This window comes from Chelativorans salis (genome assembly GCF_025336525.1).
In the GTDB taxonomy this organism is placed as follows: domain Bacteria; phylum Pseudomonadota; class Alphaproteobacteria; order Rhizobiales; family Rhizobiaceae; genus Chelativorans; species Chelativorans salis.
The window spans coordinates 457,057-472,184 of record NZ_JAOCZP010000004.1 but is presented as its reverse complement, the minus strand read 5'-3'; the positions used below and the strand labels follow the sequence as shown (position 1 = coordinate 472,184).

18 protein-coding genes are annotated in these 15,128 nt (G+C 64.9%); 12 read left to right on the top strand and 6 right to left on the bottom strand.

Features of this window, described 5'->3' with window-relative positions; genetic code table 11:
• Positions 1–16: 16 nt before the first annotated feature.
• Together N5A92_RS16070 and N5A92_RS16065 are read left to right on the top strand one after the other, a co-directional pair.
• Positions 17–916, top strand: a complete 900-nt coding sequence (locus tag N5A92_RS16070) for a LysR substrate-binding domain-containing protein (protein ID WP_260904581.1) — start codon at positions 17–19, stop codon at positions 914–916.
• 103 nt (positions 917–1,019) lie between these two features.
• Entirely contained in the window at positions 1,020–1,175 is a 156-nt protein-coding gene (locus tag N5A92_RS16065; RefSeq protein WP_260904580.1) for a hypothetical protein, read from the top strand.
• Between the two features lie 17 nt (positions 1,176–1,192).
• Here the strand turns inward: N5A92_RS16065 and N5A92_RS16060 are convergent, their stop codons facing one another.
• Entirely contained in the window at positions 1,193–2,359 is a 1,167-nt protein-coding gene (locus N5A92_RS16060; RefSeq protein WP_260904579.1) for a diphosphate--fructose-6-phosphate 1-phosphotransferase, read from the bottom strand.
• Positions 2,360–2,485: 126 nt separating this feature from the next.
• On the opposite strand from N5A92_RS16060, the gene N5A92_RS16055 reads away from it, so the two are divergent.
• Positions 2,486–2,932, top strand: a complete 447-nt coding sequence (locus N5A92_RS16055; protein ID WP_260904578.1) for a thermonuclease family protein — start codon at positions 2,486–2,488, stop codon at positions 2,930–2,932.
• A gap of 7 nt (positions 2,933–2,939) precedes the next feature.
• On the opposite strand, the gene N5A92_RS16050 is transcribed toward N5A92_RS16055, so the two are convergent.
• Positions 2,940–3,635, bottom strand: coding sequence for a DUF1013 domain-containing protein (locus N5A92_RS16050; RefSeq protein ID WP_260904577.1), 696 nt, complete (start codon positions 3,633–3,635; stop codon positions 2,940–2,942).
• A gap of 221 nt (positions 3,636–3,856) precedes the next feature.
• Between N5A92_RS16050 and N5A92_RS16045 the strand changes: the two genes are divergently transcribed.
• Entirely contained in the window at positions 3,857–6,058 is a 2,202-nt protein-coding gene (locus N5A92_RS16045; protein WP_260904573.1) for an esterase-like activity of phytase family protein, read from the top strand.
• Between the two features lie 57 nt (positions 6,059–6,115).
• Here the strand turns inward: N5A92_RS16045 and N5A92_RS16040 are convergent, their stop codons facing one another.
• Positions 6,116–7,096: an NAD(P)H-quinone oxidoreductase gene (locus N5A92_RS16040; RefSeq protein WP_260904716.1), complete on the bottom strand. Its 981-nt coding sequence runs from the start codon at positions 7,094–7,096 to the stop codon at positions 6,116–6,118.
• Positions 7,097–7,252: 156 nt separating this feature from the next.
• Between N5A92_RS16040 and N5A92_RS16035 the strand changes: the two genes are divergently transcribed.
• Both N5A92_RS16035 and N5A92_RS16030 read left to right on the top strand, forming a co-directional pair.
• Positions 7,253–7,441, top strand: a complete 189-nt coding sequence (locus tag N5A92_RS16035) for a DUF1192 domain-containing protein (protein ID WP_260904571.1) — start codon at positions 7,253–7,255, stop codon at positions 7,439–7,441.
• A 105-nt stretch (positions 7,442–7,546) separates the two neighbouring features.
• The gene (locus tag N5A92_RS16030; RefSeq protein WP_260904569.1) at positions 7,547–8,809 is read left to right on the top strand and encodes an MFS transporter; all 1,263 of its coding nucleotides are present in this window, start codon (positions 7,547–7,549) and stop codon (positions 8,807–8,809) included.
• Between the two features lie 142 nt (positions 8,810–8,951).
• Here N5A92_RS16030 and N5A92_RS16025 read toward each other — a convergent pair whose 3' ends face one another.
• Complete coding sequence (locus N5A92_RS16025) at positions 8,952–9,131, bottom strand: YdcH family protein (RefSeq protein WP_163265329.1); 180 nt, start codon at positions 9,129–9,131, stop codon at positions 8,952–8,954.
• Positions 9,132–9,379: 248 nt separating this feature from the next.
• On the opposite strand from N5A92_RS16025, the gene N5A92_RS16020 reads away from it, so the two are divergent.
• From N5A92_RS16020 to N5A92_RS16000, 5 genes are all read left to right on the top strand, one after another.
• Positions 9,380–9,583, top strand: a complete 204-nt coding sequence (locus tag N5A92_RS16020) for a YdcH family protein (RefSeq protein ID WP_159589443.1) — start codon at positions 9,380–9,382, stop codon at positions 9,581–9,583.
• 132 nt (positions 9,584–9,715) lie between these two features.
• The gene (gene purE / locus N5A92_RS16015; RefSeq protein ID WP_260904568.1) at positions 9,716–10,213 is read left to right on the top strand and encodes a 5-(carboxyamino)imidazole ribonucleotide mutase; all 498 of its coding nucleotides are present in this window, start codon (positions 9,716–9,718) and stop codon (positions 10,211–10,213) included.
• Entirely contained in the window at positions 10,210–11,328 is a 1,119-nt protein-coding gene (locus N5A92_RS16010; protein WP_260904567.1) for a 5-(carboxyamino)imidazole ribonucleotide synthase, read from the top strand. Before purE ends, N5A92_RS16010 begins: the two co-directional genes overlap by 4 nt.
• 124 nt (positions 11,329–11,452) lie before the next feature.
• The gene (gene ykgO / locus N5A92_RS16005) at positions 11,453–11,578 is read left to right on the top strand and encodes a type B 50S ribosomal protein L36 (protein ID WP_260904565.1); all 126 of its coding nucleotides are present in this window, start codon (positions 11,453–11,455) and stop codon (positions 11,576–11,578) included.
• A gap of 67 nt (positions 11,579–11,645) precedes the next feature.
• On the top strand, positions 11,646–12,227 hold the full coding sequence (locus N5A92_RS16000; protein ID WP_260904564.1) for a tetratricopeptide repeat protein: 582 nt from the start codon (positions 11,646–11,648) through the stop codon (positions 12,225–12,227).
• A 14-nt stretch (positions 12,228–12,241) separates the two neighbouring features.
• On the opposite strand, the gene pyk is transcribed toward N5A92_RS16000, so the two are convergent.
• Both pyk and N5A92_RS15990 read right to left on the bottom strand, forming a co-directional pair.
• Positions 12,242–13,678, bottom strand: coding sequence for a pyruvate kinase (gene pyk, locus N5A92_RS15995; RefSeq protein ID WP_260904556.1), 1,437 nt, complete (start codon positions 13,676–13,678; stop codon positions 12,242–12,244).
• Positions 13,675–14,154, bottom strand: a complete 480-nt coding sequence (locus N5A92_RS15990) for a DUF1036 domain-containing protein (protein WP_425248597.1) — start codon at positions 14,152–14,154, stop codon at positions 13,675–13,677. The genes pyk and N5A92_RS15990 overlap by 4 nt, the downstream gene beginning before the upstream one ends.
• Before the next feature lie 162 nt (positions 14,155–14,316).
• Between N5A92_RS15990 and N5A92_RS15985 the strand changes: the two genes are divergently transcribed.
• Entirely contained in the window at positions 14,317–15,114 is a 798-nt protein-coding gene (locus tag N5A92_RS15985; RefSeq protein WP_260904553.1) for an N-formylglutamate amidohydrolase, read from the top strand.
• Positions 15,115–15,128: the final 14 nt, after the last annotated feature.

The following is a 15,128-nucleotide window of genomic DNA, read 5'->3' as shown; positions in this document are numbered from 1 at the left end:
CTGCCATCCTCGCTCCATGCCCTCCGAGCGTCCCCGCCTGCCGCCTTTCGCCGCGCTGCGCGCCTTCCATGCCGCTGCCAGCTATGACCGCTTCCGCGATGCCGCCGAGGCGCTCGGCATCACCGAATCCGCCATCAGCCATCAGGTGCGGCGCCTAGAGGAATATCTCCACGTGGCGCTGTTCGAGCGCACCAGCGGCGGCGCACGGCTGACGCCGGCGGGACAGCGCTATCTCGAGGCAATCGATCCGGCAATCCGTCAGATCCAGACGGCGACGGAGGCTCTGCTGGGCGGGGACGGCCGCAGGGTCGTGCGGCTTACCCTGCCCGCCTCCCTCGCCGTGACATGGCTCATCCCCCATCTCAGCGCTTTCGAGCGGGCGTACTCGGACATCGAGCTACAGTTGGTCACCACAACCCGTGTTCTCGACCTCCAGCGCAACCAGATCGACCTCGCCATACGCCACGGCAAGGGCACGTGGCCGGGCGTCACGGCCGAGTTTCTGCTCCACGAGACCGCCTTTCCTGTCGCCGCGCCCGGCTATCTCACGGTGCGCGAGGACGAGGACCCGTACGCCGCCGTCAGCCGTTCCCGCCTCATCGTCAACACCCGCTCGCCCGACGAGTGGGAGGAGTGGAGCCGGGCGCGCGGTCTGCCCACGCTCACGCCCGCCGCCACTTTCGAGATCGAAGGCCAGGAGGAGGCCCTGCGGGTCGCCGAACGTGGCCTCGGGCTTGCCATCGGCCGCAGGCTCTTCATCGAGGATCGCCTGTCGAATGGAACTCTGGTTGCGCCATTCGGCGCGGCCGACCCCAGTGGTGCCGCCTACTATCTGTGCCGCCCCAGCGGCATAACGCCCACCGCCGCGACCCGCCGGGCCGAGCGCTGGCTGCGCGAGCTTGCCGCTGCAACTTGAATTTGGCTCAAGTCGCATTGAGCCGATGTCGCTGGCGCATAGGCGCGATTCCCCTATCCTCCCAACAAAAGACCACCCGGTCCCAGATCCATTGGAGGATGACATGAAAATCGTTCGCACTTTCCTCGACTCGCTGCTGACGGATATCCGCTACCAGCAGATCGGACGCCAGCCACGCGTTTACACCACACTCGCGCCATTGGGCCTGGCACCGTTGCTCGGTATGCCGCCGTCCCGGACGGACAACCGGCGCAGATAGCCAGAACAGCCGCCATATCAGGCAAACGGCTTTGCCACCGCATATTTGCGCGGCACGAGCCGTCTAAGATAATCGAGGCAGGTATCGGAAACGCGGTTCTCATCGGGGTGCAGGAAATCCGCGGGCATATGCCGTGTCTTGCCGGCCACGGCCTCCAGCGGCACGAGCCCGCAGACAGTCTTTTTCCCGTCGAACTGCAGCGCCACGGAGCCGCCACCCTTTTCCGCCGCCTCCACGGCGAAGGTGCCTGCCTCATAGGCCTCGCGCGCATCCGTTTCGTTGATCGTGGCGACGTTACCGCGCGGCAGATAGCCGAAAGTGTCGACGCGGGCGCGCGTGCCGGCAAGATCCTCGGCCAGGATGCGCTCGATCGCCTGGCCAAGCGCGGTGCCGGAAAGGCGGATATTGCCGTGCGGATCACGCTCCTGCAGTTCCGGCGGCACCAGCGTCTCCACCAGCGATCGCCCGTCCGCGGTAGCTACGCCTTCCGACATGGCCACGATGCAACGGCCATGGCGGTCAAGGGTGCCGCGCACATCTTCAATGAAGCGCACCCGCTCGAAAGCCCGCTCGGGCACATAGACGATATGCGGCCCGCTATCCTCGTCCAGCGACCAGGCGGCGGCGGATGCAGTGAGGAAGCCAGCATGCCGGCCCATGACGATGCCGACATAGATGCCCGGCAGCGCTCGGAAATCGAGATCGACACTCAAGAAGGCGCCGGCCACGAACTCGGCCGCCGAGATGAAGCCCGGCGTGTGATCATTCTCCACCAGATCGTTGTCGATGGTCTTGGGCGCATGCACACAGGCGATACGTCCGCCTGCAGCTTCCGAGAGGATGCCCTGCGTGCCGGCCGTATCGTTGCCACCGATGTAGATGAAGGCGTCCGCGCCCGCCTGCTGCAGACCCTTCAGGATGGCCTCGCAATAGGCGGCGTCAGGCTTGTCGCGCGTGCTGCCGAGCGCCGCACTCGGCGTCGCCGCCACCGCCCTCAGCTCATCCTCCTTGAGGTCGGACAGCGTGACGAAGCGCCCGTCCCGCACCCCCCGCACCCCGTGCAGGGCGCCTAGTACCGTGCAGCCGGGAAACTTCCTGCGCGCTTCGAGCGTCGCCCCGACGACCGTCTGGTTGATGACGGCGGTCGGTCCGCCGCCCTGTGCGATGACGAATGTCTCGGCCATGTCGCTTGCGCCTCGTGAAGGGTCTCAACTCACCGCACGATAGGCCGAGCGTGCCTGCCGAAACAAGGCCGGACAAGCGCACCTTCCTGCTTGCTCTAGGATCAGAACAGGAATATATTCCTGTTCATGTCACCTCAGCCGCCTTTTTACCGATTGCTGGCCATTGCCGTCGCCGTGCTCGGCGGCACACCCGCCATTGCCGGCGACCTCTTTCCGGGCCCGGTGGAGGCACGCGTGGTGCGTGTCATCGACGGCGATACCTTCGTTGCCGAGGCGCATGTCTGGCCGGGGCAGACGGTCACGGTGAGCGTGCGCCTGCGCGGTGTCGACGCGCCGGAAATCAGAAGCCGCTGCGAAAAAGAGAAGATGGCGGGGAAGACGTCGCGCAACGCCCTCGAACGCCTGATCGGCAACACGACGGTGCAGATCCGCAACATCGGTGGCGACAAATATTACGGCCGCGTCCTTGCTGATGTGACGACGCAGGAGGGCGAAGGCTTAGCCGCCCACCTGCTACAGCGCGCGCTGGTGCGCACCTATGCGGGCGGCAAGCGGACGAGCACCTGCGGCTGACCGTAGCTTACTCTTCCTTGTCCTCGTCGCTCGACTTGAGCGAGGAAAGCTTGGCGAACACGGCGTCGGCGTCGAGTTCCTTTTCCTCCTCCCGCGCCTCGCCCCTCTCTGCCTCGACGGGCAGGCGCTCGGTCTCCGATGCCGGCAGCAGCGTGTCGCCGGCGGGAGCGGCGGGCGGCGCGTAGCGCTCCGCACGCTGGACTTCCAAGTCGAGGTCGATCTGCGAGCATAGGCCCAGCGTCACCGGGTCCATCGGCACCAGATTGGCCGAGTTCCAATGAGTGCGGTTGCGGATCTGCTCGATGGTCGACTTGGTGGTGCCGACGAGGCGCGAGATCTGCGCATCCTTGAGTTCGGGGTGGTTGCGCACTAGCCACAGAATGGCATTCGGGCGGTCCTGGCGCTTGGAAAGCGGCGTGTAACGCGGCCCCTTGCGCTTGGTCTCCGGCACCCGCACCTTCGGCTCGGAGAGCTTGAGCTGGTAGTTCGGATCGGCTTCGCCGCGGGCGATCTCATCGCGCGTCAGCTGCCCCGTCATCACCGGGTCCATGCCCTTGATGCCCTGCGCGGCCTCGCCGTCGGCGATCGCGCTCACTTCGAGCGGGTGGAGTTTGCAGAACTCGGCGATCTGATCGAACGTCAGCGCCGTGTTATCCACCAGCCAGACTGCGGTCGCCTTGGGCATGAGAAGTGTATTGGCCATTGCAAAATTATCCTATCCTCGCCCGCGTCCCTGGCGCGGGCGGTGGGCGTTGCCACCGATTTGGGAATTCACGAGGCTATATAGTTGTATTCGCCAAGTGAAGCAAGGCGCATCCCGGCGCGCAATACACAGCCCCCGTCACCGTACCGTCATCCTTCCGTCACGCGCCTGCAATCCTCGTCTTCCAATAAGCGGGCTTTCCAGTCGATGAGGAGATGGAGATGGGACGACACTCGCTTTTCTGCGCGCTCGCATCCGCGCTTTCCGTGACGACGGCGATCCCCGCCTTCGCCGACATGGCTTTCAACCGCATCGCCACCTTCCCCGTGGCCGACAACCTGCCGGCTGACATGGACGCGGCAAGTGAGACCTCCTCGGAAATCATCACTGCCAGCCAGGATGGCAGCACGCTCATTTTTTCTGACAGCCCGCTCGGCGCCGTAGGCATCATCGACATCACAGATCCGAAGGCGCCCAAACCCGGTGGCCTCATCAAGGTCGATGGTGAGCCGACCTCGGTCGCGGTCTCCGGGCCGAATGCCATCGCCGCCGTCAACACGTCCGAAAGCTACACCGATCCCTCGGGCAATCTGCTTGTCATCGACATCGCCGGGAAGACGGCGGAGGCGTCCTGCACGCTCCCCGGACAGCCGGACTCCGTGGCCGTCAGCAAGGACGGCCGTTTCCTCGCCGTGGCAATCGAGAACGAGCGCGACGAGGACCTGAACGACGGTGCACTGCCGCAGATGCCTGCCGGCTCCCTGCAGATCTTCGCGCTGAAGGAAGGCACGCCCGACTGCGATAGCGTCAAGACCGTCGCCCTGACCGGCCTGGCGGAAGTGGCACCGGAGGACCCGGAGCCGGAGTTCGTGGACTTCAACAGCCTCGGCGAGATCGTCGTCACGCTGCAAGAGAACAACCACATCGCCATTGTCTCGGCCGAGACCGGCAAGGTGGTAAGCCATTTCTCCGCCGGCAGCGGCAGCGTCGAGAACGTTGACCTGCTGGATGACAAGGCGCTGCGCTTCGACCAGTCCGCAGGCAACCTCCCGCGCGAGCCCGACGCTGTGAAATGGCTGGACGACGAGCGCCTGGTGGTCGCCAACGAGGGCGATTACACGGGCGGTGCGCGCAGTTTCACCATCTTTTCCAAGACAGGCGAGGTGCTCTACGATTCCGGCGCTGATCTCGAGCACCAGGCAGCGCTTGCCGGCCACTACCCCGACAAGCGCTCCGACTCCAAGGGTGCGGAGCCGGAAGGCATGGAAGCGGCTACCTATGGCGACGAGCGCTATCTCTTCGTGGCGCTGGAGCGCGCTTCGCTGGTGGCCGTCTACCGCGACACCGGCGAAGCACCGGAGTTCGTCCAGGTGCTGCCCTCCGGCATCGGTCCGGAAGGCGTGCTGGCGATCCCCGAGCGCAACCTTCTGGTGACGGCCAATGAAGCGGACCTGGTGGAAGACGGCGGAGCCCGCTCGCATGTGATGGTCTACGAGCTTGCCGAGGGGACGCCCGCCTATCCGATGATCCGGTCGGTGATGCAGGATGGCCAACCACTAGGCTGGGGCGCCCTCTCCGGGCTCGCCGCCGATCCGGGGCAGGCCGGCATGCTCTACGCAGTGTCCGACTCCTTCTTCAGCGCCGAACCCGCCATTTTCATCGTCGACGCGACCAGCACACCGGCCGAGATCACGCGCAAGATCGTCGTGAACCGTGGCGGCATGCCGGCTCAGAAGCTCGACCTGGAGGGCATCGTGGCCGATGGAGAAGGCGGCTTCTGGCTTGCCTCGGAAGGCCGCACCGACAGGCTGACGCCGCATGCGCTGTTCCACGTCGACGCCGACGGCGGAATCACCGAAGAGATCGCCTTCCCCGCCAAGCTTCTGGCCCATGAAACGCGCTTCGGCATGGAGGGCGTCACGCTGGTCGGCGAAGGTGACGAGCAGATGCTCGTCATGGCCATCCAGCGCGAGTGGAAGAACGATCCCAAGGGCCAGGTGAAACTTGTCGCCTATAAGCCCTCCACCGAAGAGTGGTCGGCGGTGCGCTATCCGCTGGATGACGGTGAAAAGGGCTGGGTCGGCCTTTCGGAAATCACCGCCCACGACGGCACCCTCTACATCGTCGAGCGCGACAACCAGCTCGGCACTTCGGCCAGGATCAAGCGGCTCTATGGCGTCGCCATCGGATCCTTCCAGCCGGCACCTCTCGGCGGCGAGTTGCCGGTGGTGGAAAAGACCCTGGTGCGCGACCTCATCAACGACATGCGCACGGCAACGAACGGCTACGTCGTCGACAAGATCGAGGGCTTCGCCATCGATGCCGCCGGCGAGGCCTATTTCGTCACCGACAATGACGGAGTTGACGATTCGTCCGGCGAGACTGTCTTCGTGCGGCTCGGCCGGCTCGAAGCGGTGAACTGACCTTCAGGAACCGCCTTACGCGCAACTGCCCCGGCCCAGCGCCGGGGCTTTTATTCATCACGCCACGTCGAGCACGATCTTACCGATATGCGCGCCTTCCTCCATGCGCTCATGCGCGCGCCAGGCCTCCTTGAGCGGAAAGATCATGTCCATCACGGGCGCAACCTTGCGGGCGGCGAGCAGCGGCCAGACATGGGCTTCCAGCTCGGTTGCGATGCGGCCCTTGAAGGCCGCCGAGCGCGGACGCATGGTCGAGCCGGTATGTGTCAGCCGCTTGACCATCAGCTTCGAGAAGTCGGCCTTCGTCTTCGCTCCGGTCAAGAAAGAAATCTGCACGATGCGGCCGTCCATCGCCGCGGCATCGTAGTTGCGGTCGATGTAGTCGCCACCCACCATGTCGAGGATGACATCGGCACCACGCCCTTCCGTCGCTTCCTTGACCGCGAGCACAAAATCCTCTTCGCGGTAGTTGATGGCGCGCGCTGCCCCCAGTTCCGCGCAGGCCGCGCACTTCTCGGACGAGCCTGCCGTGGCGACTACTGTGGCGCCGAAAGCCGTCGCCAACTGAATGGCCGTCGTGCCGATACCGGAAGAGCCGCCATGCACCAGCACTGTCTCGCCGGCCTTCAGCCCGCCGCGCTCGAACACGTTGTGCCAGACCGTGAAGAAGGTCTCCGGCAGCGCCGCCGCCTCTGTAAAGGTGAATCCGTGCGGGATGGGCAACGCATTGGTCTCGTGCACCGTGCAGTACTGCGCATAGCCGCCGCCCGGTGTCAGCGCGGCGACCTGGTCGCCGACGCGCCAGCGCTTCACATCTTCGCCTATGGCCGCCACCTCACCCGCCACCTCCAGCCCCGGCAGATCCGAGGCGCCCGGCGGCGGCGGATAGGCTCCCTTGCGTTGGGCGACGTCCGGCCGGTTCACACCCGCCGCCTTGACCTTGATCAGGATCTCACCCTCGGCCGGTTCTGGCACCGGCCATTCCTCCGGCTTCAGCACCATCGGTCCCCCGTGCTCGGTGATCGCAACCGCTGTCATCGTGTCGGGGAAATCGTTTTGCCGCGCCATGTTTGAGCCTTCTTCTGGAATCAGGTTTTATTGATTCGTAAACTGCCGCCGCTGCCAACAATTGCCGGCGGGGGTGTCGTTTATGTATTGTGACCATGCATTGTGGCAACGGATTGGGAAATAGGCATGGTGGAGGAGAATATCCCGGCAAAGCGGCCGGCATACACCATCGGCCAGGATATCTCGACGTTTTCGGTGGAAGAGCTGAGGCGGACGATCGCCATGCTGGGCGAGGAAATCACCCGGCTGGAGCAGGAGCTTCAGGCCAAGGATACCACCAAGGCGGCGGCGGAAGCCCTGTTTCGGCGCAAGTGATGCCCGTCGCCGTAAACGAGTCCATTGGATTCGGGCGCCGACTGTCATTGGCGCAACCGTAACCATCCACACCACCCAGGGCCGGCACAAAGGCGGACTCGATTCATGCTTTCATCCTTCGGATCCATCGTCGCCCTGCTCTTCGGCACGGCGTTCCTTCTGGCTGCCTCCGGCCTCTATGGCCTCCTGCTCCCGCTCCGCGGCGAGGCGGAGGGCTTCTCCACCACCGCACTCGGCCTTCTGGGCACGGCCTGGGCCAGCGGCTTTATCGCCGGCTGCTTCATCGCTCCACGCCTCGTGCGTCGTGTCGGACACGTGCGTGCTTTCAGCGCCTTCGCCGCCACGGGAGCCATCGTGGCGCTGCTTTCCGGCATGTGGGTTGACGTGCCCGCCTGGCTAGTGCTGCGCGCCTTTACCGGGTTCACCATGGCCGGTGCCTTCATGGTCATCGAAAGCTGGCTCAACGAACGCTCCACCAACGCGACGCGCGGCACTGTCTTCGGGCTCTACATGATGGTCACCCACGCTTCCATCATGGCGGGACAGATGGTGGTGACGCTGGCCGACGTGTCGACCAGCATCCTGTTCATGGCCACTGGTATCTTGTTCTGCCTGGCACTCCTGCCGACAGCAGTCTCGACCGCCATTACCCCGGCGCCGCTTGCCGATGTTTCAATCGATCTCAAGGGCCTCTACACCAACTCGCCCGTCGCCTGCGTCGGCTGTTTGCTGATCGGCGCGGCGAACGGCGCCTGGGGCACGATGGGCGCCGTTTACGGCGCTGAAATCGGTATCTCCACTCTGGAGATCGCCCTGATGATGAGCATCGCCGTCCTGGCGGGTGCTGCAGCGCAATTGCCCGCGGGACGGCTCTCCGACCATACGGATCGCCGTTTCGTGCTGGCAGGGGGCGCCTTCGGCTCCGCGCTCATCGGTCTCACCCTGTTCCTCACCGCGCCGCGGGCGGGCGGGGTCGTCATCGCCATGACCGCGTTCTACGGCCTGCTGGCCTATACGCTCTATTCAATCGTCGTGGCGCACGCCAACGACCACGCGCCGGCGGCAGGCTTTGCCAAAGTATCGAGTGGCCTGCTTCTGCTTTACGGTATCGGCACCATGGGCGGCCCGGTCATCGCCGGCGTCATCATGCAGTGGCTGCGCCCGGAAAGCCTGTTCCTGGTGACAGCGGCCGCTCATCTCGCCATCGCCCTTTATGCAGCGTTGCGCATCTCCCGCCGCGCACCGGTGCCTTTCGAGGAGAGGGAAGCGTTCAAGTCGCTGCCGGCGGAACGGGCGGTTACGCCGCAGACGGTCATGCTCGATCCGCGCACGGATACCGAGGAGACGGATACCGAAAGCGCCCAATAGCTCCGAACGGTGGGAGCACCCGCCGCCAGCTATCGGCAAAGCCCGGCGCGTATCCCCCGCAGGCGCGGGGGATACGCTGGAAGCGGCGCTTAGTCCCCGTCAGCCGGCAAGTCCTCCCGTATGGCAGCGCCGTCTTTCCAGGTCAGTGCCGAGTCTGTTTCGTCTTGATTTTCTGCATCTCGTCCTTGATGGCCAGCTTGCGTCTCTTGAGCTTCGCGATTTCCAGTTCATCCACGGAAGGATGCATCAATGCGTCGTCGATCTCGCGCTGAAGATCGCCGTGCTTACGCTGCAGCTCTGCAAGATGGGATTCAAGCGACATGGTGGGTCTCCATTAGGTTCCTCGTAGCCGCCTAGAATGTAACCCCGCCCTCTTCCATGACGGCATGATGACAGTGTGCCATCGTCGCGCGTCATTGTCGAATGCATAACGGTATGCATTTATCGCCAACACGAAATGTGGTATGAAAAAACGTTGTTCTCGATCCGGGAACGGCCTCAGTGCGGGTATCCGCGCGCGTTTTGCGTGCGGGCCGGTATTCTGCGCCGGAGACCAGGCAGATAGTGATCATGTCGGAACAGGAACAGGCCGAGATTCGTCGCGAATTCGCCCGTTTGAAGCAGGACCATGCCGATTTCGACGCCGCCATCAATGCGATGATCGCATCCGGCTGCGATCCCCTGCAAATCCAGCGCATGAAGAAAAAGAAGCTGGCGCTGAAAGATCGTCTGCAGCAGCTGGAAGACCGCATCATCCCCGACATCATCGCTTAGAGCGTCCCTCACGCTGAGTACCGTAATCTCCGAAGATCGATACCGATTCTCGGGCCGATGCCATAAAGCGCCGCTTGCGACACCGAACGCTATTGGCTACAGCGGGTTCGTGAAGCAAAGTGGAATATCCTCATGAGCAGCCAGCGGCCCGACGTCGCCATCATCATGGGAAGCCAGTCCGACTGGGAGACCATGCGCCACGCCGCCGAAACGCTGGAGGCGCTGGGGGTGGGCCACGACGTGCGTATCGTCTCGGCCCACCGCACACCCGACAGGCTCTATGCCTTCGCCAGGGGCGCCAAGGCGGAAGGCTTCCGCGTCATCATTGCCGGGGCCGGCGGGGCCGCCCACCTGCCGGGCATGACGGCGGCGCTGACGCCGCTGCCGGTCTTCGGCGTGCCGGTCCAGTCGCGCGCTCTTTCAGGCCAGGATTCACTTCTTTCCATCGTGCAGATGCCGGCCGGCGTTCCCGTCGGCACGCTGGCCATCGGCCGCGCCGGCGCGGTGAACGCGGCCCTTCTGGCGGCTGCCGTCCTCGCCCTCTCCGACGCGGCGCTGGCCGGGCGGCTCGATGCCTGGCGCGCCGCACAGTCGGAAAAGGTGGCCGAACGACCAGCGGCGGAACAATGACGAAGGCGCTGGCGCCAGGCGCGACTATCGGCATCGTCGGCGGCGGCCAGCTTGGCCGCATGCTGGCCATGGCGGCGGCCGGACTCGGCTATCGCACGGCCATCCTCGAGCCGGACCGGGACTGCCCGGCTGCGCAGGTGGCGGGCCTGCATATTGCCGCCCCTTATGACGACGGCAAAGCGCTGGAAAAGCTCGCCAACGCTAGCGACGTGGTAACCTACGAGTTCGAGAACGTGCCGATTTCGGCCATCCGTTCGCTGAACGAGCAACTGGCCGTCTACCCGCCCCCCGAAGCGCTGGAAGCCGCGCAGGACCGCCTGGCGGAAAAGATATTCCTGAATTCCGCGGGAGTATCCACAGCGCCCTTCATCTCGGTGGACAATGACGAGGATCTGGAGCGCGGACTTTCCGCCTTCGGCGGCCGAGGAGTCCTGAAGACGCGGCGCATGGGTTACGACGGCAAGGGCCAGCGCGTATTTCGCTCCACAACGCGCGACGTGAAGGGTTGCTTTGCGCAGATGGGCGGCGTTCCCCTCGTTCTGGAGGACCTTGTGGCTTTCGAGCGCGAAGTTTCGGTGATTGCCGCACGCGGGACGGACGGCTCCATGGCGGCCTACGACCCGGCCGAGAACATCCACCGTGATGGCATCCTCTTCCGCTCCAACGTGCCGGCGGCCATCTCGCCCGCCACGGCGGAGACGGCGCGCGAGACGGCCTTCACCATCTTGTCCGCGCTCGGCTATGTGGGTGTCATCGGCGTGGAGTTCTTCGTGATGAAGGACGGCACACTGCTTGCCAACGAGATCGCGCCCCGGGTACACAATTCCGGCCACTGGACCGAGGCGGCCTGCCTCGTCTCCCAATTCGAGCAGCACATTCGCGCCGTTGCCGGCTTGCCACTGGGCAGCACCACGCGTCACGCCAACTGCGTCATGACCAACCTCCTGGGCACCGAGCAAGAGCGGGCGGCCGCACTCCTGGCCGAGCCGGACGTCGTGTTGCATCTCTACGGCAAGGCCGAGGCTCGCCCGGGCCGCAAGATGGGTCACTACACCCGCCTCCTTCCCCTCGATGGCAACCCGGCGGGAGGGAAGGGTAGCCTCCAGAACGGTTGACATAATGGCGTTTCCTCGTCTATGTCCCCACTCGAATTGCGGCGCGCCGGGAAGGCGCGTCTTTTGTTTCGGGCCGTAAGGCCATCACTCTTTCGGGCCCCAGGGTCCCGCGACGGGCAAGACCATGAAGATAAAGAATTCGCTGAAAGCGCTGAAGAGCCGCCACCGCGAGAACCGCTTGGTTCGCCGCAAGGGCCGCATCTACATTATCAACAAGTCCAATCCGCGCTTCAAAGCCCGCCAGGGCTAATCGGCTTACCGGCCACTCACGCGGATTTCACTTTTCTCCCGGCGCTGGGGCGGGTAAACTCGCCCCCATGCGCAAATTTGTCCTGTCCGGCTGTCTTTCCTTCGCGCTGCTGGCCTTGCCGGCAGCAGCCGCCGAGACACGGAATGCAGCCGCCTCTTCCGAGACCGAGCAGAGCCGGCTGGACCAACTATTCGCCGATCTGAAGCAGGAGCGCAACGAGGCGGCCGCCCGCCGCATCGCCGAGCGCATCCGCGAGGAATGGCTGAGTTCCGGCGGCGCGACGGCGGACCTTCTCATCGAATGGGCGCGCAAGGCCGCCGCGGATGAGAAATATCACGTCGCCCTCGACCTGCTCGACGAAGCGACCACCCTTTATCCCGAGTACGTCGAAGGCTGGAGCAGCCGGGCGCTGGTTTATCTGATGATGAACGACTTCAGCCGCGCCATGTCCGACCTGTCGCGCACGCTGACGATCGAACCGCGCCATTTCGGCGCGCTGAGCGGCCTTGCGGGGATATTGCGCGCAACAGGCCGCGAGGAGCAGGCGCTTGAGGTCTACCGCCGCATGCTGGACATCTATCCCATGAAACGCAACGCCCAGCGTGCCCTCATACGGATCGTCGAGGAGCAGACCGACGAGCGGCTCTGACCGCTCGTCTTCCCCTACAGCCCACCAAGCCCGTCCGAGCCGATATAGGCGATCCGCAGCATGTTGGTGGAACCCGGCGTCCTGAGAGGCACGCCGGCAGTGATGATGACACGGTCGCCGGGCTTGGCGAACTGCTCCTCATAGGCGATGCGGCAAGCGCGGTCGACCATATCGTCGAGGTCCGTCGCATCCTCCGAGACCACGCAGTGGGTACCCCAGACGAGGCTCAGGCGCCGCGCCGTCTCCACCACCGGCGACAACGCGATGATGGGCACATATGGCCGCTCACGCGCCGCACGCAGGCCTGTCGTACCGGACGCCGTGTAGGTGATGATGGCTGACAGCTTCAACGTCTCGGCGATTTGCCTGGAGGCGAGCGAGATGGCGTCGGCGCCCGTCGCCTCCGGCTCGCCGCGCTGGGCGTTTATGATGCTGTCATAGGTGGGGTCGCGCTCGACCTGCTGGGCGATGGAATTCATGGTTGCCACCGCTTCCACCGGATATTTCCCTGCCGCCGATTCGGCCGAAAGCATGATAGCGTCCGCCCCCTCGAAGACGGCGGTCGCCACGTCGGAAACTTCGGCGCGCGTGGGCACCGGCGTGGTGATCATGGATTCCAGCATCTGCGTGGCTACGACCACCGGTTTGCCGGCGCGGCGGCAGGCGCGGGTGATCTGCTTCTGAATGCCGGGGACTCTCTCCAGCGGCATCTCCACGCCGAGGTCGCCGCGCGCCACCATCAGGGCGTCGGAAAGCTCGATGATCTCCGGCAGTCGCTTCACCGCCTGCGGCTTCTCGATTTTGGCCATGAGCGCGGAACGGCCGCGCACGATCTTGCGCACCTCGGCCAAGTCCTCCGGCCGCTGTATGAAGGACAGCGCGATCCAGTCCACCCCCGTCGTCAGGATGGCATCGAGGTCCTTGCGGTCCTTGTCCGTCAGCGCTCCGAGCGGCAACTCGGTGTCAGGCAGGCTGACGCCCTTGCGGTCGGAGATGGTGGTGCCTGCGACGACCCGGCACAGGATCGAGCGCCCATCGCTCTTCTCCGCCTTGAGCTGCAGGCGCCCGTCATCGATAAGCAGGCGGTGGCCCGGCTCGACCGCTTCCAGGATTTCCGGATGCGGCAGGTGCACGCGGCTTGCGTCGCCCGATGCGGGATCGGCGTCGAGGGTGAACTCCTGGCCGACCTTGAGCGTAACGCTTTTCTCCGTAAACGTGCCGACGCGCAGCTTCGGCCCCTGAAGGTCGGCGAGGATGCCGATCGGCCGGCCGATCCTTTTTTCCACCTCCCGTATGCGCGTCACCAGCGCACGCATGCTCGCATGGTCGGTATGGCTCATATTGATGCGGAAGACGTCCGCCCCCGCCTCATAGAGCTTGGCGATCATCGCCTCGTCGGAGGAAGCAGGGCCGAGCGTGGCGAGAATCTTGACCTTGCGGCTTCGCCTCATGGGTTGCCGGCTCCCGTCACGGCCGTGCCGTCGGTTGCGGGGCCGTCGGTAAGCTGCACCATCCAGTTCTCCTGTTCGCCCGTATCGTATTCTTGGAAACCGGCGCGCTGATAACCGCGCGTGAGGCAGTCGTTGACACCGGTGACCTTGAATTCCTTGTCGTCCACGCACATCTGGATCGGCCCTTCCCAGCGGCCGCCGCGCGTGGCGTCCTCGGCATAAAGATAGTAGTAGCGAGACTCCAAGGGGCCCTCGATCAGGGTCTTGCAGCTCGACGCGTCTATATGCCACCAGCCTTCACTTATCCAGCCCGTGCGGGCGCGATATCCGATGGCCACACCCACCAGGTTCTGCGTCGCATTGCAGATGCGCAGATCGGCCTTCGCCGGCGGCGCCCCCGCAAACAGGACGCCGGCCGTCACGGCCAGCACCACGGCACCCGCCCGACGCAGCATATGCAGCCCCGCGAACGGCATGATCAGGTTCGGCAAAGAGAAATCGACATGGCTCCCCTTTTCCGCAAACTCAGTGCTCGTGTCAACGCGCATGGAAGGCCCAATCTCCGGCGACCGCGGCATTGCATGCCAGCGCACTTCATGGGAAGACGAGCCACCCACCGACACATTTCTCCGGCCCGCATGACACGCAGCTCCCTCTTTGCCCCGTTCGAACTCGTTGACGGCGACCGCAGCAAAGGCCTCGTGCTCCTGGCCGACCATGCCTTCAACGCCCTGCCCGACGAATACGGCGATCTCGGGTTGCCGGCGGCCGAGTTCGCGCGCCACATCGCCTACGACATCGGCGTCGAGATGGTGACGCGGAAGCTTGCCGCGCTGACCGGCGCACCCGCCATCATGGCGCGCTTCTCGCGGCTTCTCATCGATCCCAACCGCGGGCCCGACGATCCGACGTTGATAAGGCAGCTCTATGACGGCACTGTGGTGCCGGGAAATTACCCGATCTCGGAGGAAGAGCGGCAGAAGCGGCTGGATGCCTTCTACACCCCTTATCACGACGCAGTGGCCGCGCTCATCGCCTCCGTGGCGAAGACTTCCGAAATGCCTCCGCTGGTCATCTCCATCCACTCTTTCACCCCCTTCATGCAGGGTCGGGAGCGCCCTTGGCACGTCGGCATCCTGTGGGACAGCGACGAGCGCGCAGTGCATCCGCTTCTCGAGGCGCTGAAGGGCGAGCCGGGCCTCGTCGTCGGCGACAACGAGCCCTATGACGGAGCGCTGCGCGGCGACACCATGTTCCGCCATTGCACGGCCAACGGCTTCGCCCACGCGCTCATCGAGCTGCGTCAGGACCTAGTCGTCGCCGAGGCGGGAGCGACGGAATGGGCGGGGCGTCTGGCGCCGATCCTTGACGCCATCAACGCCCGCCCCGATATCCACGAAGTGAGAATGGCCGGCTCGCGCACCGGCCCCGTGTAAACCCAGGAGGCCGC